The 25,273-nt window shown below is 37.9% G+C and carries 26 protein-coding genes; 18 read left to right on the forward strand and 8 right to left on the reverse strand.

All coding sequences use genetic code 11. The annotated features are described in order from the left end of the window. The first annotated feature begins 167 nt into the window (after positions 1–167). The 3 genes from ACS604_RS02925 to ACS604_RS02935 all read left to right on the forward strand — a co-directional run bounded on the left by ACS604_RS02925 (position 168) and on the right by ACS604_RS02935 (position 2,370). Complete coding sequence (locus tag ACS604_RS02925; protein WP_474769928.1) at positions 168–740, forward strand: TetR/AcrR family transcriptional regulator; 573 nt, start codon at positions 168–170, stop codon at positions 738–740. Between the two features lie 173 nt (positions 741–913). Beyond that, the gene (locus tag ACS604_RS02930) at positions 914–1,459 is read left to right on the forward strand and encodes a 1-acyl-sn-glycerol-3-phosphate acyltransferase (RefSeq protein WP_151767964.1); all 546 of its coding nucleotides are present in this window, start codon (positions 914–916) and stop codon (positions 1,457–1,459) included. 161 nt (positions 1,460–1,620) lie between these two features. Further along, a complete protein-coding gene (locus tag ACS604_RS02935; RefSeq protein ID WP_005304550.1) occupies positions 1,621–2,370 on the forward strand; it encodes a YebC/PmpR family DNA-binding transcriptional regulator in 750 nt (249 codons plus the stop codon). A gap of 44 nt (positions 2,371–2,414) precedes the next feature. Here the strand turns inward: ACS604_RS02935 and ACS604_RS02940 are convergent, their stop codons facing one another. Beyond that, positions 2,415–2,885, reverse strand: a complete 471-nt coding sequence (locus ACS604_RS02940) for an Lrp/AsnC family transcriptional regulator (RefSeq protein WP_004642558.1) — start codon at positions 2,883–2,885, stop codon at positions 2,415–2,417. A gap of 344 nt (positions 2,886–3,229) precedes the next feature. On the opposite strand from ACS604_RS02940, the gene ACS604_RS02945 reads away from it, so the two are divergent. Continuing rightward, positions 3,230–4,543 carry a DcaP family trimeric outer membrane transporter gene (locus tag ACS604_RS02945; RefSeq protein ID WP_474769930.1) on the forward strand — a complete coding sequence of 438 codons (1,314 nt, stop codon included), beginning with the start codon at positions 3,230–3,232 and terminating at the stop codon, positions 4,541–4,543. A 53-nt stretch (positions 4,544–4,596) separates the two neighbouring features. On the opposite strand, the gene ACS604_RS02950 is transcribed toward ACS604_RS02945, so the two are convergent. The 5 genes from ACS604_RS02950 to ACS604_RS02970 form a co-directional block, all read right to left on the reverse strand. Further along, positions 4,597–5,340: an amino acid ABC transporter ATP-binding protein gene (locus ACS604_RS02950; RefSeq protein WP_474769931.1), complete on the reverse strand. Its 744-nt coding sequence runs from the start codon at positions 5,338–5,340 to the stop codon at positions 4,597–4,599. Between the two features lie 13 nt (positions 5,341–5,353). Next, positions 5,354–6,031, reverse strand: coding sequence for an amino acid ABC transporter permease (locus tag ACS604_RS02955; protein WP_004792846.1), 678 nt, complete (start codon positions 6,029–6,031; stop codon positions 5,354–5,356). Between the two features lie 2 nt (positions 6,032–6,033). Then, entirely contained in the window at positions 6,034–6,876 is an 843-nt protein-coding gene (locus tag ACS604_RS02960) for an amino acid ABC transporter permease (protein WP_005304542.1), read from the reverse strand. 92 nt (positions 6,877–6,968) lie between these two features. Next, positions 6,969–7,862, reverse strand: a complete 894-nt coding sequence (locus tag ACS604_RS02965) for an amino acid ABC transporter substrate-binding protein (protein ID WP_474769933.1) — start codon at positions 7,860–7,862, stop codon at positions 6,969–6,971. Positions 7,863–8,399: 537 nt separating this feature from the next. Continuing rightward, positions 8,400–9,164: a glutathione S-transferase family protein gene (locus ACS604_RS02970; RefSeq protein WP_151962652.1), complete on the reverse strand. Its 765-nt coding sequence runs from the start codon at positions 9,162–9,164 to the stop codon at positions 8,400–8,402. A 345-nt stretch (positions 9,165–9,509) separates the two neighbouring features. Between ACS604_RS02970 and ACS604_RS02975 the strand changes: the two genes are divergently transcribed. The 7 genes from ACS604_RS02975 to ychF all read left to right on the forward strand — a co-directional run bounded on the left by ACS604_RS02975 (position 9,510) and on the right by ychF (position 17,145). Beyond that, positions 9,510–10,745, forward strand: coding sequence for an SfnB family sulfur acquisition oxidoreductase (locus ACS604_RS02975; protein WP_474769935.1), 1,236 nt, complete (start codon positions 9,510–9,512; stop codon positions 10,743–10,745). A 12-nt stretch (positions 10,746–10,757) separates the two neighbouring features. Continuing rightward, a complete protein-coding gene (locus ACS604_RS02980) occupies positions 10,758–11,981 on the forward strand; it encodes an SfnB family sulfur acquisition oxidoreductase (protein WP_474769936.1) in 1,224 nt (407 codons plus the stop codon). Further along, positions 11,981–13,393: an LLM class flavin-dependent oxidoreductase gene (locus ACS604_RS02985; RefSeq protein ID WP_474769938.1), complete on the forward strand. Its 1,413-nt coding sequence runs from the start codon at positions 11,981–11,983 to the stop codon at positions 13,391–13,393. Before ACS604_RS02980 ends, ACS604_RS02985 begins: the two co-directional genes overlap by 1 nt. A gap of 14 nt (positions 13,394–13,407) precedes the next feature. After that, complete coding sequence (locus ACS604_RS02990; protein ID WP_474769940.1) at positions 13,408–14,238, forward strand: MetQ/NlpA family ABC transporter substrate-binding protein; 831 nt, start codon at positions 13,408–13,410, stop codon at positions 14,236–14,238. Positions 14,239–14,243: 5 nt separating this feature from the next. Then, complete coding sequence (locus tag ACS604_RS02995; RefSeq protein WP_474769941.1) at positions 14,244–15,320, forward strand: methionine ABC transporter ATP-binding protein; 1,077 nt, start codon at positions 14,244–14,246, stop codon at positions 15,318–15,320. Further along, positions 15,301–15,960: a methionine ABC transporter permease MetI gene (locus ACS604_RS03000; protein ID WP_312822495.1), complete on the forward strand. Its 660-nt coding sequence runs from the start codon at positions 15,301–15,303 to the stop codon at positions 15,958–15,960. The genes ACS604_RS02995 and ACS604_RS03000 overlap by 20 nt, the downstream gene beginning before the upstream one ends. 93 nt (positions 15,961–16,053) lie before the next feature. Next, positions 16,054–17,145, forward strand: a complete 1,092-nt coding sequence (gene ychF / locus ACS604_RS03005; protein ID WP_004642544.1) for a redox-regulated ATPase YchF — start codon at positions 16,054–16,056, stop codon at positions 17,143–17,145. A gap of 46 nt (positions 17,146–17,191) precedes the next feature. Here the strand turns inward: ychF and ACS604_RS03010 are convergent, their stop codons facing one another. Continuing rightward, positions 17,192–17,713 (reverse strand): Mpo1 family 2-hydroxy fatty acid dioxygenase, encoded by a 522-nt coding sequence (locus ACS604_RS03010; protein WP_474769944.1) that lies wholly within the window; start codon positions 17,711–17,713, stop codon positions 17,192–17,194. A gap of 91 nt (positions 17,714–17,804) precedes the next feature. On the opposite strand from ACS604_RS03010, the gene ACS604_RS03015 reads away from it, so the two are divergent. Further along, a complete protein-coding gene (locus tag ACS604_RS03015) occupies positions 17,805–18,512 on the forward strand; it encodes a Crp/Fnr family transcriptional regulator (protein WP_474769945.1) in 708 nt (235 codons plus the stop codon). A gap of 171 nt (positions 18,513–18,683) precedes the next feature. Then, entirely contained in the window at positions 18,684–19,010 is a 327-nt protein-coding gene (locus ACS604_RS03020) for a hypothetical protein (protein WP_151962643.1), read from the forward strand. A gap of 75 nt (positions 19,011–19,085) precedes the next feature. On the opposite strand, the gene ACS604_RS03025 is transcribed toward ACS604_RS03020, so the two are convergent. Then, positions 19,086–19,556 (reverse strand): hypothetical protein, encoded by a 471-nt coding sequence (locus ACS604_RS03025; protein ID WP_174739220.1) that lies wholly within the window; start codon positions 19,554–19,556, stop codon positions 19,086–19,088. Positions 19,557–19,677: 121 nt separating this feature from the next. On the opposite strand from ACS604_RS03025, the gene ACS604_RS03030 reads away from it, so the two are divergent. The 5 genes from ACS604_RS03030 to glnD all read left to right on the forward strand — a co-directional run bounded on the left by ACS604_RS03030 (position 19,678) and on the right by glnD (position 25,270). Beyond that, entirely contained in the window at positions 19,678–20,400 is a 723-nt protein-coding gene (locus tag ACS604_RS03030) for an AzlC family ABC transporter permease (RefSeq protein ID WP_151963288.1), read from the forward strand. Position 20,401: 1 nt separating this feature from the next. Next, positions 20,402–20,743, forward strand: coding sequence for an L-valine transporter subunit YgaH (gene ygaH / locus ACS604_RS03035; protein ID WP_151962641.1), 342 nt, complete (start codon positions 20,402–20,404; stop codon positions 20,741–20,743). 126 nt (positions 20,744–20,869) lie between these two features. After that, positions 20,870–21,259 (forward strand): tautomerase family protein, encoded by a 390-nt coding sequence (locus ACS604_RS03040; RefSeq protein WP_004792877.1) that lies wholly within the window; start codon positions 20,870–20,872, stop codon positions 21,257–21,259. A 102-nt stretch (positions 21,260–21,361) separates the two neighbouring features. After that, a complete protein-coding gene (purT, locus tag ACS604_RS03045; RefSeq protein WP_174739222.1) occupies positions 21,362–22,579 on the forward strand; it encodes a formate-dependent phosphoribosylglycinamide formyltransferase in 1,218 nt (405 codons plus the stop codon). Positions 22,580–22,606: 27 nt separating this feature from the next. Further along, complete coding sequence (glnD, locus tag ACS604_RS03050) at positions 22,607–25,270, forward strand: [protein-PII] uridylyltransferase (protein ID WP_005304499.1); 2,664 nt, start codon at positions 22,607–22,609, stop codon at positions 25,268–25,270. Positions 25,271–25,273: the final 3 nt, after the last annotated feature.

The following is a 25,273-nucleotide window of genomic DNA, read 5'->3' on the forward strand; positions in this document are numbered from 1 at the left end:
ATTAAAATCGTACGAAATCAAATAGAAAATTAAAAAAAACTTATGTTAATGATAATCATTATCACAATATCAACTTGAATCCAATCCCTTTTTTTATTATGATCGTTGATATTAAAATTTTAATTTTTCGATTAAGTTATAATTAGTTCTAACTATATGGAATAGTAATGTCAAAAAAAGAAGATATTATAAATACTGCTTTAAATTTATTTAATCAGATTGGCTACAATGCAACTGGTGTTGACCGTATTATTGCTGAATCTAATGTTGCAAAGATGACCTTTTATAAATATTTTCCTTCAAAAGAAAATTTAATTATGGAGTGTTTGCAACATAGAAACTTAAATATTCAAAATTCAATTAATGAACAATTAAATTTACGTGAAGATGCTAACCCGCTTGAGAAAATTCATATTATTTTTAATTGGTATATTGAATGGATCAATAGCGAAACATTTAATGGATGCTTATTTAAAAAAGCATTTATTGAAGTATCTAAACAATATACTTCAATTCGTGAACCATTTTACGAGTATACAAAGTGGTTAACTCATTTACTACAAGACCAGCTCACTCAATTAGGTATAGAAAACCCAACTCCCCTTACTCATATCATTATTTCTATTATTGATGGGATGATTATTGATGGAACAACAGATAAAAAACTAATTAACGCTGAAAAAATTTGGCAGTATATTGAGTTTTTAATTAATGAAGAAATACCTCAACAGATTTCTTAATTTTAAAATTATCTAAGTTTATTATGTTTAAAGAAAAATAAAAAAGAACTTTTTAAATCTTCAAGCTTAGATAATGTTCATTTTTAATTGGCTACTTTAGCTTTCATAATTTTTCTAGGCTTTTTTACAAACTCATATTAGAATCCTGCAAATTTATCACCTTGCACTGATCTATGAAAAAATTTCTAGCTAACTCTATCTTTAAAGCTGCTGGTTGGACCTATAATGTAGATCCTAAAATTCTTGAAAAAAAACAAGTTATTATTGGATTTGAACATACCTCAAATCTAGATGCAGTGCTCTCTATTGCTCTCTTCCAAATTTTAGACATTAAGATTCATACTTTAATAAAGAAAGAACTTTTTAAGGGTCCTCTTAAACCATTTTTAGAAAAACTTGGTGGTATTCCCGTTGACCGCAAAGCGAGTAAAGATATTGTTTCTCAAATGGTTGAACAATTTCAAACTCATGAAACTTTTAACTTGGTGATTGCTCCTGAAGCTACTCGTGCGAAAGATGGCTCAGAACGCAAACCTATCCGTACAGGTTTTTGGCATATTGCGAAAGCCGCTAATGTTCCAATTGTACTCATGTATGCCAATGCTCGAAGCAAACAAGGCGGGATTCTAGGTAAAATTTACCCAACAGACTTACAAAAAGATTTGGAAACGATTAAAGAGCTATATGCGCAATTTGACATAGATGTCAAAATTAACTAGATCAAATTGGATTTGATTCGGCCTGATCTCACTCATTAGGCCTTAAGGTTATTATTCTTATTCAATTGGCTAACAAAACGCAGGGCAACAGTTTTCAACAAAACCAAGCCTATGCTAATATTCCAGCACTTTTGCATTTTCTTTTTTTGGAGTTCACGTCCATGGCGGGTCATTCTAAATGGGCCAATATTAAGCATCGTAAAGCGAAACAAGATGCAAGTCGCGGTAAAGTTTTTACTAAATATATTCGTGAAATTGTGACTGCTGCCAAACTTGGTGGTGGAGATGCTGCTAGTAACCCTCGTTTACGTGCAGTAGTTGAAAAAGCACTTTCAGTTAATATGACACGTGACACCATCAACCGTGCAATCCAACGTGGTGCCGGTGGTGAAGATAATGATGATTTAAAAGAAGTAACTTACGAAGGTTATGGTGTTGGCGGTGTTGCTGTTCTTGTTGAGACAATGACAGATAACTTAAACCGTACAGTACCAGATGTACGTCACTGTTTTAGTAAAACAAATGGTAACCTAGGAACTGCGGGTTCTGTTGCTTATCTATTTACTAAACGTGGTGAAATTACTTTTGAAGATGTTTCTTTAGAAGACAAAATCATGGAAATTGCTTTAGAAGCTGGCGCTGAAGATATTGAAGTTTCAGAAGATGAAATTTTAGTAATCACTTCACCAGAAACTTTTGGTGAAGTTCAAGATGCTCTAACTGCTGCTGGTTTAAAATCTGACAATGCAGAAGTTGTTATGAGTCCATCAACTAAAGCTGAAATTACTGATGTCGACCAAGCAAAACAAATTCTTAAAATGATTGATATGTTTGAAGATCTTGATGATGTACAAAACGTTTATACTAACGTTGAGTTCACAGATGAAGTTTTGGCTCAGCTTGATGCCTAAATCAAACATTTGAATTGAAAAAACGCACCATTTGGTGCGTTTTTTTATAGTTTATTGAGTAAGTTATAGCAGTTAAAAACATTATATTTTTTAATCACAAAGCTCGAATGCAGCGCAACAACATTATCAATTTTTCCAATACGTCTTAATAAAATTTCACTGTAGTCATCCATGTTGCGTGCTACAAGTTCTAAAATAAAATCGGCACTTTGCCCTGTCACAAGAAATGCATTGGTCACTTCTGGAATTGCTTCTATTTCAGAAAGAAACTTATCAAATGTTTCGGTGTCATGCTTACTCAGTGACACTTGCAATAAAATGTGTAGGGTAAATCCAAGTTTACTAAAATTAATTTCCCTTTTGAGCTGCCCCATAACGTTGGCTTCAATCAGATGCTTAATCCGGCGATGCACAGAACTGACTGACAGATTGATCCGTTCTGAAAGTTCATTCAAATTTAAGTCTTCATGAGACAAAATTTCTAGAATTTGTTTATCAAAACGATCTAACTCCATTGTTATCTCCAGCCAGAATTTTACAGTAAGGACAGTATACCCTATACAACTCCCCTGCATTTAAAATACAAAGGTTTAAAAATAGCTAAAACGTTTATTCCTTTTACATATTTTATTGAAGACGTGCATTTTAACCGTGCAAATAATGGAGTATATGGCGCATTTTAGAAAGTCAATTTCATGCTCTCATTTATTTTTTCAATATAAGATCTTACTCGCCCCATTATTTGAATATAAGCCAATGATAATTATAGAAATTTTACTATTTTTCTAAATTCTTAAAGTTGGCATTATTATTGTTATGTATTTGCAGGAAAATTTTTTATCCATGTCGGGGAGTTCCTGTGAATAAGATCAAAACACTCGTGCTAGCAATGAGTTCTTTAGGCGCAATTAGCGTGACGATGCCTGTGCATGCCGCTACAGATGCTGAAGTTAACGCCTTACGTGATGAAGTAAAGGAGTTAAAACAACTCGTCCAGAAACTATCTGATCAACAAAAGACAACTTTGTCGGTTAGTGCTCCAACAACAATTCCCGTAGCACCAGCTACTCCTACACCTCCTGTATCAAAACCAGGCTGGATGGCTATGACCGATGGGCAAACCCAAGTTAAGCTTTATGGTAGTGTCCGCGCAGATGCAACCTATGACTTTAAAGGTTCAAATGGTAGTATTTCAAATGGCGCTAACTATCCATTAAATAAAGATGATCCGAAACAAGACTCACTAAATGTATCTGCCGCAACTTCAAGAATTGGTCTAGACATTACTCGACCTACCCAATACGGAGATTTAACCGGTAAAATTGAAGCCGATTTCATGGGTGGAAATGGCGACAATGGCAATGGTACCTTCCGCGTTCGCCATGCCTATATGTCTTTAGGTAAATGGTTAGCTGGTCAAACCACCTCACCTTTTGTAAATACCGATACATCACCAGAAACAGTAGATTTTAATGGCGCTATTGGTACAGGTACTACACGTACAGTACAGGTTAGATACACTCAGCCAATTAATGCACAACAGAAAATATTAGTTGCCTTAGAAGGCGGTGATGTTGAAAAAGCTGGTAATGCTGCCGGTGGAAGCCGCTTTCCTGCTTTAACAGCACGATATGATTTCAAAACTAAAGATAACAAAGGCTTATTACAGTTACATGGTCTTGCCCATGAAAACCGTGTTGCTCCCAAAGATAGTGCTTCAGAAGAAAAATTCGGTTGGGGTGTAGGCGTTGGTGGTAAATATGATTTAACACCTCAAGATAGCGTGGTTGCTAACTACTATCATGTTAAAGGAGATGGCCGCTATTTACTTTATAGCAACTCAGCTTATGCCTATGACACAACAACTCAGGATATTAATCTAGGTGAATTTGATAGTGCTGTTATTGGCTATCAACGAAAATGGAGTCCTATCCTCCGCTCTACTTTTGCAATAGGTGGTATTCAATACAAAGATGATAGCATCTATGCAAATAGCAATTTGACCAGCACCAGCTATAACAAAGAAATTTATAATGCTTTGGTCAATTTAATCTGGAATCCGGTTAAAAATATTGATTTAGGTGCAGAATATACCTACGGCCAACGAGAAACTTTTGCAGGCGATAAAGGTGATTACTCTCGCGTCAATTTATTAGCAAAATATAGTTTCTAAAATTTGGATGTAAAAAAAAGAGCCTTTCAAAAGGCTCTTTTTTATTAATGGTATTAGTGCATGGCTTGAATTTTTTCTAAAAAGAGCTTCGCGCGCTCGTGGCGAGCATCTAAATTATCAAAGAATTCATGCGTTGGACAGTCTTCTAAAATCTTACCTTCATCCATAAAAATTAGACGGTTAGATACTCTTTTAGCAAAACCCATTTCATGTGTCACACACATCATGGTCATACCTTCATGTGCAAGTTGCACCATTACTTCAAGTACTTCACCTACCATTTCTGGGTCAAGTGCAGAAGTTGGTTCATCAAACAACATACAGATTGGGTCCATGGACAAGCCCCGAGCAATCGCTACACGTTGTTGCTGGCCCCCAGACAATTGACCTGGAAACTTATCTTTATGTGCAAGTAAACCTACACGCTCTAAATATTTCAAACCTTTTTCACTAGCATCGGCAACTGAACGCTTTAACACTTTAACTTGAGCAATGGTTAAATTTTCCAAAACAGTCATGTGTGGAAAAAGTTCAAAGTGTTGAAAGACCATTCCTACGCGTGAACGGAATTTAGCAAGATCCGTTTTTGGATCTTTCAGAGAAACTCCATCAACAATAATATCGCCTTGTTGAAATGGTTCTAACGCATTTACTGTTTTAATGAGTGTTGATTTTCCTGAACCAGAAGGTCCGCAAACAACAACGACATCACCTTTTTCAATACTCGTCGTGCAATCTGTTAAAACCTGAAAATCACCATACCATTTAGAGATATGTTGGATGTCTATCATTGGCATTTAAAATCTCCAATTAGCGAATGATGGCAATTTTTTGCTGTAAGCGTTTGACTAATTGTGACAGCACAAACGAACTACAGAAGTAAACTACAGCGACGATTAAATAGAATGTTGCTTTCGTTTCAGGACCATATGTATTGGCCAATGTATCTGCACGACCTAAAAAGTCTGGTGCACTAATCACATAAACTAATGAGATATCCTGAAATAAAATAATTGTTTGAGTTAACAATACTGGGAGCATGTTACGAAAGGCTTGAGGTAAAACTACATAGCGCATTGATTGACCATAGGTAAAACCTAGCGCATAGCCTGCATTGACCTGACCTCTTGAAATAGACTGAATTCCGGAACGTACAATTTCCGAGAAAAATGCAGCTTCAAAAATAGCAAAAGTCACAACACTTGAAAACAATGGTCCCCAATACGTATCAGATTGAAACTCAAATATTTTTGGCAACAAAAAGTAGAAAATAAAGATCACCTGAATCAGTGGAATACCCCGAAACAGATCGACATAAAATTTTGCGAAATTACTTGCGATGGCATTGCTTGATAAACGCATCATTGCCAATGGGGTTCCGATTAGGATACCGCCCATCATGGCCAATACAGTCACGGTCAGGGTAAAAATGAAACCTTCTTTGAGTGCCGCGATGACATCAGGGTTATGTAATAAAGAAAAATCCATAATTACTTCCCTCCTGAGCCTAAGCCAGGCACAGCCATTCGTTTCTCAATCCATGCCATGATAAATTTAATACTATAAGTAATAATTAAATAAACAGGCGTAGATAGAATAAGAATAATGATGTCCTGAGAAGTTTCTTCCCGCATGGTTTTTGTATAAGCGAAGAAGTTCAAAACACTCAAAGCATATAAAACAGCCGAGTTCTTGAAAACGTTCATTGCTTCAGAAGTAATCGTTGGCCACACTGTACGATATGCAACAGGTAAAATAACATAACGATAGCTTTGTGCAGTGGTAAAACCCATTGCAGAAGCTGCAAACTTTTGTCCACGAGAAACAGTATTAATACCAGCACGTATGTGTTCAGATACACGCGCAGCAGTGTAGAGACCTAATGCAAAAACACCAATAACCGCAGGTTGCTGATTTAAAATATTTTTCCACCATCCACCTGCAACAACGTCCCCACTACCTGCACTTAAGCTGTCCGGTAAGAATTCCGGAAAAACAAATGCCCAGAAGAATAGCTGTACAATAAGTGGAATATTACGGAAGATTTCAACGTAACAATTGCCAATAAATGCGAGAGGTTTGTTAGGTAATGTACGAATTACCCCTAGGAGAGAACCTAATAAAAATGCGATAAGAAAGGCTATAACAGCTGTCCAAACCATAGTAAAGACGCCTGAACCTAACATTTGTAACCATGTGGGCGCTTCAGCATGAGCATTGTAGCTTGTACTACCAATTGCTCTACAGACTGATTCTGCCCATGCGGCTTTATCGACACCATATTCATTAGACTCCGCACAGAATATAGTCCAGTTTAGCGAGCCGACTGACATGTTTGCCCCTTAAATGAATATCTTTAGGAAAATAGACCGCTTAAGCAAGTGAGTCTCACTTGCTTAAGTAAATTTAGGACAAAAAGATCTTGTTAGATCCCTGCATCTGTTGGGTGCGCTTTTAGTTTTTTATAAGATGAACTTTGTGGCATGTTCAAATTTGTATTTTTTGGTGGAATTGGCGATAAGAACCACTTTTTATATAAAGCGTCCATTTGACCAGTTTTCCATAAATTATTTACAGTACGATCTGCAATCGCTTTAAATTTTGGATCATCTTTAGCAAGCATAATACCGTAAGGTTCAGATGAAAGTACTGGTCCTACAATTGCAAATGCCTTAGGTGTAGAAGACTTGGCAACCAAACCAGCTAAAATATTATCATCCATTACAAATGCGGCAGCACGGCCAGATGCCATCATGGCAAAAGAGTCTGCATGATCTTTACCATAAATATTTTGGACATTAATTGACTGACCCTTTTCATTCATCTTGATGTATTTATCAGATGTTGTGCCTTGAGTTGTTACAACTGCCTTGCCATTTAAATCTGCCAAACTCTTAATGCCTGAGTTCGCTTTAACTGCCATACGTACTTCTGTCGCATAGTAGTTTGTTGAGAAGCCCACTTGTTCTTGGCGTTGCTTAGAGTTTGTGGTCGTACCACATTCCATATCAATATTACCTGCTAAAAGTTCAGGAATACGTGTCGATGAAGTTACTGCCTTGTATTCAACTTTTAGCCCAGGCATTTTCAATTCTTTTTTAATGTCATTTGCAAACTGGTTACAGATATCGACTGCATAACCTACTGGTTTACCTGCAACAACATATGAAATTGGGTCAGAAGATTCTCGGTGGCCAATAACGATTTTTCCGGTACTTTTAATTTTAGCTAATGTATCTGCTGCCTGAATTTGAGAAGTAGCGCCAACCGTACAAAGCATAAATGTTGAAACAATGAGAGAGGTTGCAGAACGTTTCATAAGAACTCCTTGATGATCATTCTCTCTATTTATCTATAGAATCATTCATATAGAGTAATAGAGTGATTTATTATTAAATTGCAATTATCGCGCCAACTTTTCCAAGTAGGACACATCCATTTGCTTCACTTATTTTATTCAGTCTGTTTTGCAGAGTTAATACCTTTAAAACTGCTAACATGTTTCTACTTTAATCTATGTTTTAATCTTCTGTCTATTATTAAGCTCATCTATTTACACTTTAATGTGGCAATTATTGATTACAATGTAAACATATGCACAATAAAGTGGCTTAACTTCAGCTAAAAACTGTTTTTAAAAAAATTGTATTTTGTGAAAAAACATAAAAATTAAAATTATTAAGTATTTAGACTAAAGTTGAATAATGAGCTAAATGAAGAAATTCCCACAGCAAAATAATATATATAAATGTTTTAATAAAAAGCATTTAGAAAATTGATAGTAATATTTAAGTTAATAACTGACCTTAGAAATATTACAAAAAAGCCCTGATAAAATCAGGGCTTTTTATAAAGTTTAAATTCCTCGCCAATCTACGCGTGCGTTTCTTTCGGTTTGATATATTCTTAAAACATATTGGCCTAGAGGTAAATCAAGCAAATATTTTTGATAATTGCTCCATTCCTCAGAAACCTCTTCTGCTTCTTCACGCTCCCATGGCGTGCCTTTCACCTCTAATAGTGGTGCAAGCATAGAACACACAGAAATATCAGCTAGACTTAAGCGATCACCCACCATATAACGTGCCTGATTTTCTATTAAGCAGTTATTGAGTTCATTTATGAGTTCATCCATACGCTCTTTGGACTGACCCACCAACTCCTCTTCAAGTTTATAGTTCTTCTTTACAAGGGTTTTGAGAAAAGGCTTCGATATTTTCTCAAACTGGCGTAAATAGCCTTGTTCACCCATCATAATTTCTAAAGCATGGTCTCCTTGCGCCAATGTATGAGCTAGAGCCCAACGGCGTACATGTATACCAAGCTCATCAGCTAAACTATCAATTTTCAGAGTTTGTTGTCTAAGTTGCTCATCACGACGCAAAAGCGCATGTTCTGGGTAGGTATCATCCAGATAAAGTGCAATCTTGGTTGATTCAGCAATCCATTGATGGTCATCTTTCAAAATTGGCAATAAATTTTGGCCTGTTTTGAGTTGCGCAAAAGCACGATGAAATCCTGGAATTAAGTTATGAGCCACATAATCAAGTTCTTTATGGTCTAACAACCAGCGAGCTTTCTCACAATAATGGGACAAAGGAAACTGATACAAAACCCGCATAAAATCTCCACGTTTATTTTTATTTGACTATTTGTACAAAAATGGTCGATGGTAAGTAGATACTTTAGAAGCTATTTTTATTTAAAACAATGGATATTGTGCTCATTTTTTGCTGACAGTTAGGTCTATATTTTTTATATCTTTTTTTACCGTACTTATAGCTCTTTTTCATATTAAAACTAATTTTATTATCAGCTTTACGCATAAAAACCATAATTTATTGATTTATAAATACTTTTAATATCTTTATTTTTCCATTAAAAATCAAAAAAAATGCTTTGCACTTTATTTCATAAGCTGAGCATAAGTCCTCGTTTAGTGGAAAAATATTTCTTTTGTAAGGTAATGACAGCAATACAAGGTGTCATTATGTCTAATTCTCTATCTAAAACGACGGTATACGTCCAAATCATTCAAAATGATCAACAAGCGATTAATGCTGCTTATCAAGTAGCTGATTTTGCTTTAGAGGGTCGTAATACACGTGATCAACAACGCTTATTACCGTATGAGCAAATTGAAAGCTTTAGCCAAAAAGGGTTAGGCGGAATTCGCATTGCAAAAAAATACGGCGGAGCTTTTGTTTCCAATAAAACACTAGCTCAAGTTTTCCGTATTTTAAGTAAAGGTGATGCGAACGTTGGTCAGATTCCACAAAATCAGATTAGCCTTTTAAACCTGATCGAAATTATGGGCACAGAACAACAAAAACAATTTATCTTTTCAGAAATATTAGCTGGTAAACGTCTTGCCAACGGTGGTCCCGAACGAAATACCCATGACTCAAAAACTTTAGAAACCACACTTACCATTGAAAATGGCAAATATATTTTAAACGGTGAAAAGTTTTATTCGACAGGTACAAGTTTTGCACATTGGCTCGCAATTAAAGCGGTTCATCCTGAAGGTCATGTAGTTTTAGTCATTGTGAATCGAGAGGCTCAAGGTATTGAAGTCATTAATGACTGGAATGGCTTTGGGCAACGTACTACAGCGAGTGGTACAGTTAAATTAAATAACGTTGAAGTTGATCCAGATCTCATTTTTGATGAACGCTTATTAACTAAAGCCCCTACTTATCGGGGTGCTTATTCTCAGTTATTACAAGTTGCAATTGATGTAGGGATTGCAGAAGCTGCTTTTGACGACACTTTATCGACTATTCATAAAGCACGTCCAATTATTGATGCGAACGTTGAAAAAGCCAGCTTTGAACATTACACCCTGCAAGAGGTGGGTAAGTTAAATATTTTGCTCGATGCTGCAATTTTATTGCTTGATGAAGCTGCTGAATATTTAGATGAACTTGACCAACTTCAAACTGTGACCGATGAGCAAGTTGCAAAAGCTTCAATTTTGGTCGCAGAAGCAAAAGTCTATGCCAATGACGCGGCTCTACAAATCTCTGAAAAATTGCTGGAACTAGGCGGTAGCCGTTCAAGTTTAAGCCAACATAATTTAGATCAACATTGGCGAAATGCCCGTGTACATACATTACATGACCCTGTTCGCTGGAAATTACATGCCATTGGCAATTATTACCTTAATGGTCATTTCCCTGCCCGCCATGCTTGGATTTAAGGAGAAATTATCATGACTTCATATCAATCGGTTCAAACGAAACAAACCTCGGCATCTGGCCAAGCACACATTATTCAAAATGATGCTGAAGCTTTAGAAGTTGCAAAACAGTTTGCTGAGCAATTTAAAAAAACCGCAGTTGAGCGAGACTCTAAACGAATTTTACCGTATACCGAAATCGATGCTTTAAGCCAATCAGGGCTTTGGGCAATTACAGTGCCAAAGCAATATGGCGGTGCCGAAGTTTCAAGTCATACTGTTGCTAAAGTGATTGCACTTTTAAGCGGTGCAGATGGTTCAATCGGACAAATTCCACAAAACCATTTTTACGCTTTAGAAGTATTGCGCAATACAGGCACAGAAGCTCAAAAACAACGTTTATATGGCGAAGTGTTAAATGGCACTCGCTTTGGTAATGCGCTTGCTGAGTTTAAAACCAAAACTTCAACTCATAAACAAACCAATATCCGTCCTCACGAAAATGGGTATTTGATTCAGGGTGAAAAGTTTTACTGCACAGGAAGTTTATTTGCTCACCGTATTCCAACCTTAGTTTTAGATGATGCAGGTCGAGAGTATCTGGCATTTGTAAAAAGTGGTTCACAAGGTCTAAAGCTTGTAGATGACTGGTCTGGCTTTGGACAGAAAACCACAGGCAGTGGCACAGTTAAATTTGATCAGGTTTTTGTAGATGCGGATGATGTTATTCCTTTTGATACTGCATTTTTACAACCAACCTTAGTGGGCCCTTTTGCCCAAATTATGCATGCATCAATTGAGGTAGGCATTGCACGTGGAGCCTTTGAAGAAAGCTTGCAAAGAGTGCATCAAGCCCGCCCATGGATTGACTCAAATGTAGAAACGGCCAACCAAGATCCTTTAACGATTTATGAATTAGGACGCATTGCCGTAGATGTACGAGCAAGTGAAGTGTTATTAAAGCAAGCTGCGCAATCAATTGATGTCGCAAAAATTGAAACCACGCCTGAAAGCATTGCAAAAGCTTCAATTGATGTGGCCAAAGTACGTGCTCATAGTAGCGATACAGCTCTCAAAGCATCGTCTAAGCTGATTGAACTTGCTGGAAGCCGTGGTAGTCAGTCACAAGATGGTCTAGACCGTTTCTGGCGCAATGCACGTGTGCATACGTTGCATGATGCTGCACGATGGAAATATTACTTTATTGGGAACTATGTGCTTAACGGTGTTCTACCACCTCGTCGGGGGACATTGTAATGGCTGATTTTAAAGCGAAAGAAATTTTACTAAATGCTTTTGATATGAACTGTGTTGGACATATCAATCATGGCTTATGGACACATCCACGTGATGAATCACACCGTTTTAATGAGTTGAGCTATTGGACAGAGCAAGCCAAAACCTTAGAAAGTGGTTTATTTGATGGTTTGTTTATTGCAGACATTACAGGTGTGTATGACGTCTATCAAAACGGTATAGATCTCACTTTAAAAGAGTCTATTCAACTTCCAAGCCATGACCCATCCACACTCATTTCAGCTATGGCGGCAGTCACTCAAAATTTAAGTTTTGGGGTCACTGTGAACTTAAGCTATGAGCATCCGTATCAATTTGCCCGCCGCTTTGCGAGTCTTGACCATTTAACTCAAGGTCGTATTGGCTGGAATATCGTGACAGGTTATCTAGATAGTGCAGAACGTCTAATTGGCCAAAAAGGTTTAAAAGACCACGATGCTCGCTATGAACAAGCCGAAGAGTTTTTAGAACTTTGCTACAAATATTGGGAAGGTTCTTGGGAAAACGACGCAGTTAAAAAAGATAAAGCACGGCGCGTTTTTACAGACCCATCCAAAGTACACACCATTCACCACCATGGAAAGTATTACCAGAGTGAAGGTGTGTTTCAGGTGTCTCCTTCTATGCAACGTACTCCCACTCTATTTCAAGCAGGCGCTTCACCCAAAGGTATGCAGTTTGCTACTCGTCATGCTGAATGTGTATTTATTGGCGGCGACAAACCCGAAAAAATTCGCGAACAGGTGAAAAAGATTCGTGCTCTTGCCGAACAGCAAGGCCGTTCAGCGGATGACATTAAAGTCTTTGTTGGCATAACCGTTGTTGTTGCCGAAACACATGATCTGGCTGTACAGAAACTTAATGAATATCGTCAGTATGCAAACCCTGAAGCTGGCTTAGCGCATTATGCGAGTTCAACTGGTATCGACTTAAGTAAATTTACCGACGATGAAGCGATTCCTTACCAGAAAAGTAACAGTATTGTTTCGATTACAGAAAAATTTAAAGAGCAACAAATCACAAAAAATGATTTAAAAGCTCAGCATGTTTTAGGTGGTCGTTATCCCCTCATCGTGGGTAGTGGCGAAGAAGTTGCTGAATACTTAATTCATCTTTTAGATGAGACAGATATTGATGGCTTTAATTTGACACGTACCGTTGCACCAGAGTCTCACCACGACTTTATTCGCTTGGTCATTCCTGAGCTACAACAACGTGGTCGCTATAAAACTGCATATAAAACGGGCTCTCTGCGGAACAAAATTTTTAATCGGGGTGACCAATTACCAGAACAACACCCTGTTCAAGCGTTCCGATGTAGTCACTATAACAACAGCAAAAAACTAACAACAATTGAAGAAATAACCGCTTAAATTTGGAGATAGACATGGCTCAAACAGCCTCTAAAAAATGGCTAGGTGTAGGCTTAGTCGTTGTAGTCCTTTTTGTTGCTTTATTCTTTTGGAATAAACACCGTCAAAGTGGCTCAAATGAACTTGTGATTGGCATTAGCCCACCATTTGCAAAAACCTTACAAGCTGCTGCCGATGAAGCAAAGCAACAAGGCTTAAATGTGAAACTGGTTGAGTTTTCTGATTGGAATACACCAAACATTACTTTAAATCATGGGGATATTGATGCGAACTTTTTCCAGCATCAGCCTTTCTTAGACAATGCGATTAAAGAAACTGGATTTAAATTAAAGGCATTTGCAGTAGGTGCAGCATCACATGTGGGCCTTTATTCAAAGAAATATAGAAGCCTTGATGAATTGCCACAAAACGCACGTGTAGTCATTCCAAATGATCCAGTCAATCAAGGTCGTGCCCTACTACTTTTACAGCAAGCTAAGTTAATTACGCTTAAAGATTCAAATAATCATTTATCTGCACTTAAAGATGTTGTTTCAAACCCTAAAAACTTGCAATTCATTGAGGTTGAAGGACCACAGACTGCCCGTGCAATTGATGATGTTGATTTGGCTTTTGGCTACCCACATTACTTGCGCTTAGCAAAAACAGCTGATCCTGATAGTGCACTTTTACTAGATGACAATACCAATAAACGTTACGCGATTTTGTTTGTGGTGCGTGACGACTATCAGGACAAGGGCGACAAATTAAAGAAATTTGTTGAGATCTATCAAAACTCGCCAAAAGTTAAAGCTGTGTTAGATGCTGAGATTGGGCCAAAACTTTGGTTCCCTGGCTGGAAATAAGGAGAATGACCATGGTGAGTTTTGGATCACAAGTTGATTTTTCTCTACCTCATATCAAAATTCGTGGTTTAAATAAGTTTTATCAATCGCAGGGTCAAAAGCTGCATGCTTTAAAAGAGATTAACCTTGATATTCCTCAAGGTAAGATTTTAGGCATTATTGGTAAAAGTGGTGCGGGAAAATCTTCCCTACTCCGCACTTTAAATGGTTTAGAACAAGTGAATACAGGCAGTATTCATATTCATCAACAAAACATTGCTGAATTGAGTCATGCCGAGCTTATTCAAACTCGCCAACGCATTGGAATGATTTTTCAACATTTCAATTTAATGTCTGCAAAAACGGTCTGGGAAAATGTGGCATTACCCTTAAAAGTTTCCAATTACAACAAAGCAGATATCGATGAGCGTGTAAATGAAGTTCTAGCACTAGTAGGCCTTGCAGATAAGTCTGGTCATTATCCATCACAACTTTCGGGCGGACAAAAGCAACGTGTCGGTATTGCACGTGCACTTGTTCACCACCCAGAAATTTTACTGTGTGATGAAGCAACCTCAGCACTCGACCCTGAAAGTACCGCCACTATTTTGGCTTTACTTAAAAAGATTAATCAAGAACTTGGTCTAACGATTGTACTCATCACTCACGAAATGCAGGTCATTCGAGAAATTTGTGATCAAGTCGTGGTGATTGACCAAGGTGAAATTGTCGAGGCTGGACAAGTTTGGTCCGTATTTTCACGACCAGAGCAACAAATTACTCAAGAATTATTGAACCTTGAGCAGATCACTCTGCCTTTTAAAATCACTCCACTCCCCGATGAAGATTCGACTCATATTATTGTAAAACTGAAATATGAAGCTGAAGCACATCAGGTTCCAGATATTCAAGAACTACTTGCTAGATTTAAAGCACCCGTCAATTTATATCAAAGTCAGGTCGATACCATTCAAGGGCACATTATTGGCTCACTCTTAGTCGGCATTCCTAACGTAGAAATTGATCTTTCATCTATACGACAAGACGCATCAACTGCAATTGCACAATTTGAGGTACTTGGCTATGCACGACCAGCTCATTGATTTATTAATTACTGGAACTGTAGATACCTTACTCATGGTAGGTGCATCTGCGTTTATTGCTTTTTTAATTGGCTTACCGATTGCTGTTGTTTTAGTCAGCACTTCTGAGCACGGCATTCATCCATCACAAAAAATTAATCAGGCTTTGGGTTGGGTCATTAATATTACTCGTTCTGTGCCCTTTCTTATTTTAATGGTTGCACTTATTCCGCTTACTCGCTGGATTGTAGGTACAAGTTATGGCGTTTGGGCAGCCGTTGTTCCATTGACGATTGCTGCTATTCCCTTCTTTGCACGTATTGCAGAAGTCAGCTTACGTGAAGTCGATCAAGGCTTAATTGAAGCTGCACAAGCCATGGGTTGTAACCGTAAACAAATTATTTGGCATGTGCTTTTACCAGAGGCTTTATCAGGTATTGTTGCAGGCTTTACTGTGACTACTGTGACTATGATTAACTCCTCTGCGATTGCTGGTGCTATTGGTGCAGGTGGTCTAGGAGACATTGCTTATCGTTATGGCTATCAACGTTTTGATATGCAAATTATGTTGGCTGTCATTTTTGTGCTCATTGTTTTAGTCATGTTAGTACAAGCGACTGGTGATGCATTAGCCCAGCAACTTGATAAACGTAAAGTTTAAACGCAATACAACCCTGCTCTAGCCATGACTTTGTCATGGCTTTCATGTAAAATCAGCGACAATTTTTAATTTACACATTTGTGAGTGGTTTTCATGGGTTTTAATTGCGGTATTGTTGGTCTGCCAAACGTAGGGAAATCTACCCTTTTCAATGCATTAACGAAAGCAGCGATTGCAGCGGAAAACTTCCCTTTCTGTACCATTGAACCAAACACAGGTATTGTTCCTGTACCAGATCCACGTTTAGACAAACTTGCTGCGATTGTTAAACCACAGCGTATTTTGCCAACTACAATGGAATTTGTGGACATTGCAGGTCTTGTTGCTGGTGCATCAAAAGGTGAAGGCTTAGGTAACCAATTTCTTGCCAACATCCGTGAAACTGATGCGATTGCTCATGTTGTACGTTGTTTCGAAGACGAAAACGTAATTCACGTAAATGGTAAAATTGATCCATTAGACGACATCGCAACTATTAATACTGAACTTGCGCTTGCCGATCTTGAAACTGTTGCTAAAGCAATTTTACGCTTAACTAAAGTTGCTAAAGGCGGTGACAAAGAAGCTGTAGCAACTAAAGCAGTTTTAGAAAAAATCCAACCGTTACTTGACGAAGGTAAACCAGCTCGTGCGGCTGATTTGTCTGATGACGAACGTAAATTAGTTCGCGGTTTTGGTTTAATGACTTTAAAACCAACTATGTATATTGCAAATGTTGCAGAAGACGGTTTTGAAAATAATCCACATTTAGATGCAGTAAAAAAACTTGCTGCGGAAGAAAACGCAATTGTTGTTCCACTTTGCAACCAAATCGAAGCTGAAATTTCATTATTAGAAGATGAAGATCGTGCTGAGTTTTTAGAAGCAATGGGCATGGAAGAACCAGGCTTAAACGTGGTTATTCGTGCAGGTTATGCACTCTTAGGTTTACAGACTTATTTCACTGCTGGTGTACAAGAAGTACGTGCATGGACTGTAAAAGTTGGTGCAACTGCTCCTCAAGCTGCTGGTGTGATTCACACTGACTTCGAAAAAGGCTTTATCCGTGCTGAAGTTGTTGCATATGATGACTTCGTACAATACAACGGTGAAAACGGCGCTAAAGAAGCTGGAAAATGGCGTTTAGAAGGTAAGACTTACGTTGTTCAAGATGGCGATGTAATGCACTTCCGTTTTAACGTTTAAGTTAAAGCTTAAGAAAAAGCCCCAACATATTGGGGCTTTTTTATATTTAATGGTTTAAATCCATCATCTCTCGTTTACTACGCGCTTCTTGTAAAATACGCGTATGCAAAGGCTTTCTAAAACCCAGCATAAATATAAATTCTGCCAATACAAATAATGGTCCTATCGCAAGTCCTATCACATCATCCACAAAAGCTGGTTTTTTCTTTTCAAAATAATGTCCCACAAACTGAAAGACCCAACCCACCACAAAGAAACCAATACTTGCCGCTAACCATTCTCCAAAAGATAACTGTGCAATTTGATTCGCTAGTGGATACACAGCGACTAAAAGAATGAGCATGAGTAAACTAAATACTTTATCTAAAATAAAATAATAAATCGTACTAGCTGCAATCAACAGCATGGCTAAAGTCAGTTTAAAACTACCAATATCAACCCCTGCTCTGGCTGTTAAACATAAAATTGAAAACACGATGAGCGGAATACCAATAAAATGCGTCAAAATATTTTTATGATTTAAGTGGTAAGCCGCATATTTGCTAAGTTGTTGCTCCAGATTCGACATGAGTTGTTCCCTATTCATCTATCTATAGTCATACTGTACAAATAAGGAAAACTTAAAGTTGTCAGCTATTTGACAAAGTAATGATTTTTTCATGGATGGGCTGATATTGGATCTTATTTATATTAATCGACTAAGAGAAAATACATGGTTTAGTTTGCTTCCAGAAGCATTCCAAAACTTTATTCTAGAGCATGGTAAGCAAAAAACCTTCGAAAAAAACAATTATGTGTTCCGCGCCCAAGATGTGTTTGATGGTATTTATACTGTGCTTGAAGGCTCAATTAGCTTAGGTTATGTCGACGTAAATGGTAATGAAGCACTTTCTGCTATTGCTGAGCCAATTATGTGGTTTGGTGAAATATCGCTGATTGATCATGAACCACGTTCGCACGATGCGATTGCTTTGAAAAAAAGTACCGTTCTGCATATTCCTGCAAAACCATTAAATGAATTACTCAAAGACAATCCATATTACTGGTATTACTTTGCTCGTTTAACTAGCCAAAAACTCAGGTACGTTTTCTTAGAACAGATTGCTATCCAAACACGCAGTATTTCTCAAAGGCTTGCTCAACGTCTTCTATTCATTTTAGAAGGATATGGGAATCATATTCTTATTCAAGATCATCACATCCATATTTCTCAAGAACAATTGGCAAATATGCTGACCACATCTAGACAGACGATCAACCATGAGTTGAGCCTGCTCGAAAAACAGAAAATCATTAAAATTGCTTTTAGAAAAATTGAGATTCTAGATATTGAGAAATTAAAAGTAGTTGCTCAAGCCCATTCCTAATCTTTGCACAACCAGCTATATGACAAAAACTTAAAACCAAATTAAAAAAATAGATAACGCTGCAAAACAACACATTGTTCAAACTCTATTTCACAAAATAAATGTTTTAAAGCAGATATTTTCATTTTACACTCAAGCTGAGCAATAATACTCAACAAGGCGCTGATTAACATGAAAAAATTATCAACAATTCTTACAGCTGGCGTATTGGCTATGTTAAGTGTTTCGGCATTTGCATGTCCAAAAGGAACTCAATTACAAGGTGGTACAGGGCCAAATCATAAGGGCGGAAAATGTGTTGCTGCACACGGCAAAGCAACTGCTAAAAAAGAAGCAGTAAAAGCAAAACAAGATGTTAAAAAAGATATGACTGAACAAAAGCATGAAGCAATGATGAAATCTATGCATGCTCAACATGAATCACAGCAAATGACTCATCAAATGAAACAAGATGCAGTGAAAACAGCAAACACAGCTAAAGCTGCGGCGAAGCCGTAATTAATATTCACTCATTATCGTTTTAAAAGCAAAAAAGCGAGATTGATCCTCTCGCTTTTTTATATTTATAATTTTTTATTTTGGGGATGTGTTTCCAAGATTTGGCGTATCGATCGCATCCTTACATTGGGCTTTATCTCGCTCATAATCTGCTTGTTTCTTAGCAACTGAATCATTATTTTCAAGCGTTTCGCGTGCCCACACATCTAGACTCGTTAAAGCTTTACGACAAAGTGCATATTTCCCTTCTGTCACGGAATCAGTCATTTTCACATTAATACGCCAGTCTGTACTCAATTGACGTAAAGGTTTGCGAACTTTGTCATCGATTTGACTCAGCTGTTTTTCATAAACCAAATGCTCAACAGTATTAATCAATGTCCATGCTTTTTGAGCATAAACAGTTGCGTCATTGGTCAGTTTAGGCGCTGGCTTAATTTCTACTTTTTTTTCTGCCTCATGATTACCATTGTCACAGCCCTGCAATGTAAAAATACCTGCACTCAACATGGCGATATAAACTAAACGAATCTTTGCGTTGAACATAGCAAACTGCCGATTAAACATTTCGGCACTATGCTATTAAATTCGGCTACAATACTCAATCTTTCAAGTATTTTTATCATTTGGTTTATTGCCAAGGTGTATTGTGTCCGAACAACAATTGATGCCTGCCCAAACGGCAACTTTTTGGCAAGGCGCCAAAGATAGTCAAGCTATCGTATTTACCTATTTACCTGTTTCTTTTGCCTTTGGCGTTTCTGCATCTCAGTTTGGTTTTACACCATGGGAAGCTTTTTTCCTATCTTGTTCAATGTATGCTGGAGCTAGCCAGTTCTTGGTTGTCGCGCTTTTGGCTAGCGGTTCATCTATTTGGTTAACTGCATTAACAGTCATTGCACTTGATATTCGCCATGTCCTTTATGGACCAGCTTTATATAACCTGATTCCAAATAAATTAAATCTTAAAAAAACGGCGGTATGGGCTTGGGGCTTAACCGATGAAGTTTTTGCAAGTGGAATGATTCAACTTTCACAACGCAGACAACAATGGTCTGAGTCTTGGATGCTAGGCTTAAGCCTATTTAGTTGGATGGCTTGGGCAACTGGCTCATTGCTAGGCGGATTATTTGCAGATCAAGTCACTCATCTTCCAAAGTTTTTACAAGCAGCCTTAGACTTCTTACTACCGGCTTTATTTTTAAGTTTTTTATTAGCAGCATTTGAGCGAAAGCATAGCCTTGTAGTTGCTGTATCTTTAGTTGTTTCAGCGTTGTCCTGCTATTGGATTAACCTATCTGCGGCTATTTTTATTGGTATTCTTTCAGGTATTTTAGCTGGCTTGTTTAAACATTATGTGCTGAAACAACAAGAAGAGGTCGAAGTTTAAAATGAATCTAGAGATTATTCTGGTTGGCATCATTGTTGGTATTGCCAATTTCGCCTCACGTTTTGGACCATTCTTTGTTATACAGAAGCTACAAGGTACACAGCAAAGACGCGGTTCAATCTGGCTAAAAATTGCTTTGGGAAGCATTGGTATCTCTGCAATTAGCGCTATGCTTGTGGTTGCAACTCTTCCACCACTCCTTGAAACCCCAGATAAAAGCTTAGCGATGCTGATCGGTTTTTTGGTTTTAGCAGGTCTTTATTTTAAATTTAAGAAAATTGTTCCGGCAACGTTAACTGCCGCAATTGTTTATGGCCTGATCTATACATATTTACCTTTATAAATAGATAAACTGATCTTCCTTATATAAAATAAAACCTAGCCAGAAGCCTTTAAGATTGAAACTTCTGGCGTAAAAATCTAATTTTTCAATTGTTTAAAAAGGTAACCTTACTTAATAGAGATAATAATGTCACAAGTTAAAATTTACGCAAATGAACAAACGATTATGCAGTATCGAGAATTACTTTCGCATGCAATCCATCAAGCGCTGATTGAAGAATTGAAATATCCTATCGAGAAAAGATTTCAACGTTTTATCAGTCTTAAGCCTGGAAATTTTATCTATCCTTCTGACCGCAGCCAACACTACGTTATTATCGAACTCTCAATGTTTGCAGGACGTAGCGCAGCCACGAAGAAACAACTCATTCAAACTTTATTTCGGAATATTCAAGAACAATGCAAAATAGCTCCGCAAGATATTGAAATTACGATTTTTGAAACCCCTAAAGAAAATTGGGGTATTCGCGGCAAAAATGCAGATGAGTTACTTTTAAACTATCAAGTTAATATCTAAAAAATGACATCTTAATTGTCCGACAAAATTAATTTTTTTATGTGTGATAAAGCTTAACTCCCTCATAAGTTCTGCTATGCTTAAAAAAATAATTTTGTCAGGATGATTCGCATGAGCGTGACACTCGGTACCCCACTTCAATCTTCTGCATTTAAAGTTTTATTGTTAGGTTCAGGAGAGCTTGGCAAAGAAGTTGTAATTTCTTTACAACGTCTTGGTGTAGAAGTACATGCAGCCGACCGTTATGATCATGCACCAGCCATGCAAGTTGCACATTTTTCTTATGTGTTAAATATGGCTAATCCAACTGAGTTAAAACAACTCATCGAGAAAATTAAACCGAATTTAATTGTTCCAGAAATTGAAGCCATCGCTACAGAAGTTTTGCTTGAAATTGAAGCGAGCCAAACTGCCACGATTATTCCTTCTGCTAAAGCTGTAAACCTGACCATGAACCGTGAAGGCATTCGTCGTCTTGCAGCTGAAGAACTTGGTTTACCTACTTCTGCTTACCGCTTTGCTGACTCACTAGAAAGCTTCCGTGCTGCTTGTGACGATATTGGTTATCCAAACTTTGTAAAACCAGTCATGTCATCTTCAGGTAAAGGTCAGTCTCGTGTAAAAAGTTTCGATGAAGTCGATGCTGCTTGGGAATATGCGATGCAAGGTGGTCGTGTTAACCAAGGTACGGTCATCATTGAATCTCAAATTGATTTTGATTTTGAAATTACATTACTTACCGTTCGTGCTAAAAATCCTGAAACTGGCGAAATTGAAACTCACTACTGTGACCCAATTGGTCACCGCCAAGATGCCGGTGATTATGTAGAAAGCTGGCAGCCTCAACCAATGACTGCGGCTGCACTTGAAGAAGCAAAACGTATTGCAAATAAAGTGACAACAGCACTGGGTGGTTGTGGTATTTTTGGTGTAGAGCTATTTATTAAAGGCGACAAGGTCTGGTTTAGTGAAGTTTCACCTCGTCCACATGATACTGGCCTAGTGACTTTAGCATCACAATTTCAAAGCGAATTTGAACTGCACGCTCGTGCAATTTTAGGATTGCCAGTAAATACAGCTCGTCATAGTGTTGCTGCTAGTGCAGTTATTTATGCTGGTGTAGATGCCAACAATTTAAGCTACAGCGGCTTAAATATGGCATTAGCCAACCCACATACCGACTTACGCTTGTTTGGTAAACCAGAAGGTTTCAAACGACGTCGTATGGGTGTAGCAACTGCTCGTGCAGAAAATACTGATCTTGCTCGTACTTTAGCGAAAGAAACCGCTGATCAAGTAAGCGTAAAAACCAACTCTTAATATTTACTTTTTGGTAGACCCATTTTCATGATCAATACATCGCCATTGCTGAACTACGTTACAAGCCATCATGATATTAAAGCCATTAATCAATGGCGAACGGATGTAGAAAAGCAATTGCAGGATTCATATGAAAATGGGCAATCTATCCGGGAAGTCATTAAAGCGCGCTCAGACCTCGTTGACGAAGCACTGATCTTTTTATGGAAACATGCCGAACTTGATCAGACAGGGCTAGGTCTTTTTGCTGTAGGTGGTTATGGGCGCCGTGAAATGTTGCCCTATTCTGACGTTGATATCATGATTTTATCGGAACATGAAATTAACGAAGAAAATGAAAAACGCATTTCTACATTCATTTCCTCTTTATGGGATGTTGGCAATTTCAAACCCGGCATTAGTGTTCGTACTATTCAAAGCTGTGTTGAACAAGCTGCTACCGATTTAACTGTTGCAACTACACTTATTGAAGCTCGTTTAATTACCGGTAATAGTCAACTTGCAAAATGGCCACGTCGTATTGTTTCACAAACGTGGACAGACAAAACATTTTTTGATGCAAAAATGGCTGAACAAGCTAAGCGTTACCACCAACACAACAACACTGAAAGCAATTTAGAACCCGACATTAAAAATGCACCTGGCGGTATTCGTGATATTAACCAGATTGGCTGGATTGCTAAGCGTCATTTCCGCGTAAACCGTATTTATGACTTAGTTCATTTAGGTTTTATTTCAGAATTTGAATTAAATGTTTTAGAAGAAGCTGAAAGTTTTCTTTGGGAAATTCGTCACCATTTACATCGCTTAGCGAAGCGTGATGAAAACCGCCTTCTGTTCGATCATCAAAGAGAAATTGCGGCTCAATTTGGTTACGCTCGCCAAGAAGGTCAGCCTGTAAACTACGGTGTCGAGCAGTTCATGAAACGCTACTACCGTACTGCCCAACAGGTTTCAACACTCAATGAAATGTTATTGGCCTATTTTAGCGAATCAGTTATTACTCCGCGTTTACCAAATTACGAACGTAAAATTGAAGTCGTTAATGACCACTTTAAGATTGTCGACAATAAACTTGCCGTACAGCACCACAAAATCTTCGCAGAACATCCAAGTGCTATTTTAGAACTATTCTATATTTTGGCTAATCGACCAGATATTGAAGGTATTCGCGCTCGTACTTTACGCTTACTTATTCTTGCTGCAAAACGTATTAACCAAAATTTTCGAGATAATCCTGAGCATCAAGCCCTATTTATGTCGATTATTCGCTCGCCCTATCGTCTATACGATACTTTGGTAGCGATGAAACGATATGGTGTTTTAGGAAACTATATTCCAGCCTTTGGTCAGATTATGGGCCTTATGCAATATGACCTATTCCATATCTATACAGTCGATGCTCACACATTATTATTACTGCGCAATTTAAACCGTTTTAAAGAACCAGAATTTGCTAAAGAGTTCCCTGTTGTAAGTTCTGTTTTCCAGCGTCTTGCACGTCAAGATATTGTGTTTATTGCTGCATTATTTCATGACATTGCTAAAGGCCGCGGTGGAGACCATAGTGAACTTGGTGCAGAAGATGCGATCGAGTTTGGACGTGCACACGGCTTTACAGAGCGTGAATGTAAATTAATTGCATGGCTCATTCACAACCATTTGCTCATGTCGCTAACTGCTCAGAAAAAGGATATTTCCGATCCGGATGTTGTTAAAGATTTTGCCGAAAAACTTGGCGATATGGAGCATCTTGATTATCTATATACTTTAACAGTGGCAGATATTAATGCGACGAATCCAAAACTGTGGAACACATGGCGTGCTTCGCTTATGCGTCAACTTTATACACATGCCCGTGACGTCATTCGTACAGGTTTAAGCCGTCCTGTTGACTATCAAATGCTAATTGAAGACACCAAATTTGCAGCAAGTGAATTACTGGTGAATAATTTCTCATTGGCAGACGTTGAAAAAGTATGGCAAGAACTGGGCGATGAATACTTCATTAAAGAATCGGCAGATGAAATTGCGTGGCACACTCAAGCAATTTTGAAACACGGCGATAATCCAGAGCCATTAGTACTATTACGTGCTCACCGTAAAGCTGCCCAAGATGCCGTGCAGATCTTTATATACACGCGTGATCAACCCAACCTTTTTGCAACGACTGTGGCAGTTTTGGACCGCATGAACTTAGACGTTCAAGATGCAAAAATTATCACAGCAAGTACCGCATTTAGCTTAGACACCTATGTTGTTCTCGATCGCTTTGGTACATTACTAACCGATCCTGAACGCGAAGAAACTGTTAAAACTGCATTGGTGAAGGCGCTTAGTCAGCCAGACCAATATCCGGGACTTATGCAACGCCGTATTCCACGTCAGCTACGTCACTTCGATATTGAAAATACAGTTGACGTAACATTGAATGAAGCGTTACAGCAAAACATGGTTGAAATTTCAACACTCGATCACCCCGGCTTACTTGCACGTGTAGGTGGCTTATTTATGATGCAAGGTTTAGACATCCATTCAGCTAGAATTGCAACTTTAGGTGAACGTGCAGAAGATATTTTCTTTGTCACGAAAAAAGATGGAAAACCGTTAAATAACGAAGAGGTTAAACTCTTCTCGGAAAAGCTTAAAGCTGCATTAGATGAAGCATCTAATCAAATTTGTCAGCACTGAAAC

The sequence above is a fragment of the Acinetobacter sp. Li1LvA2 genome (assembly GCF_056156705.1).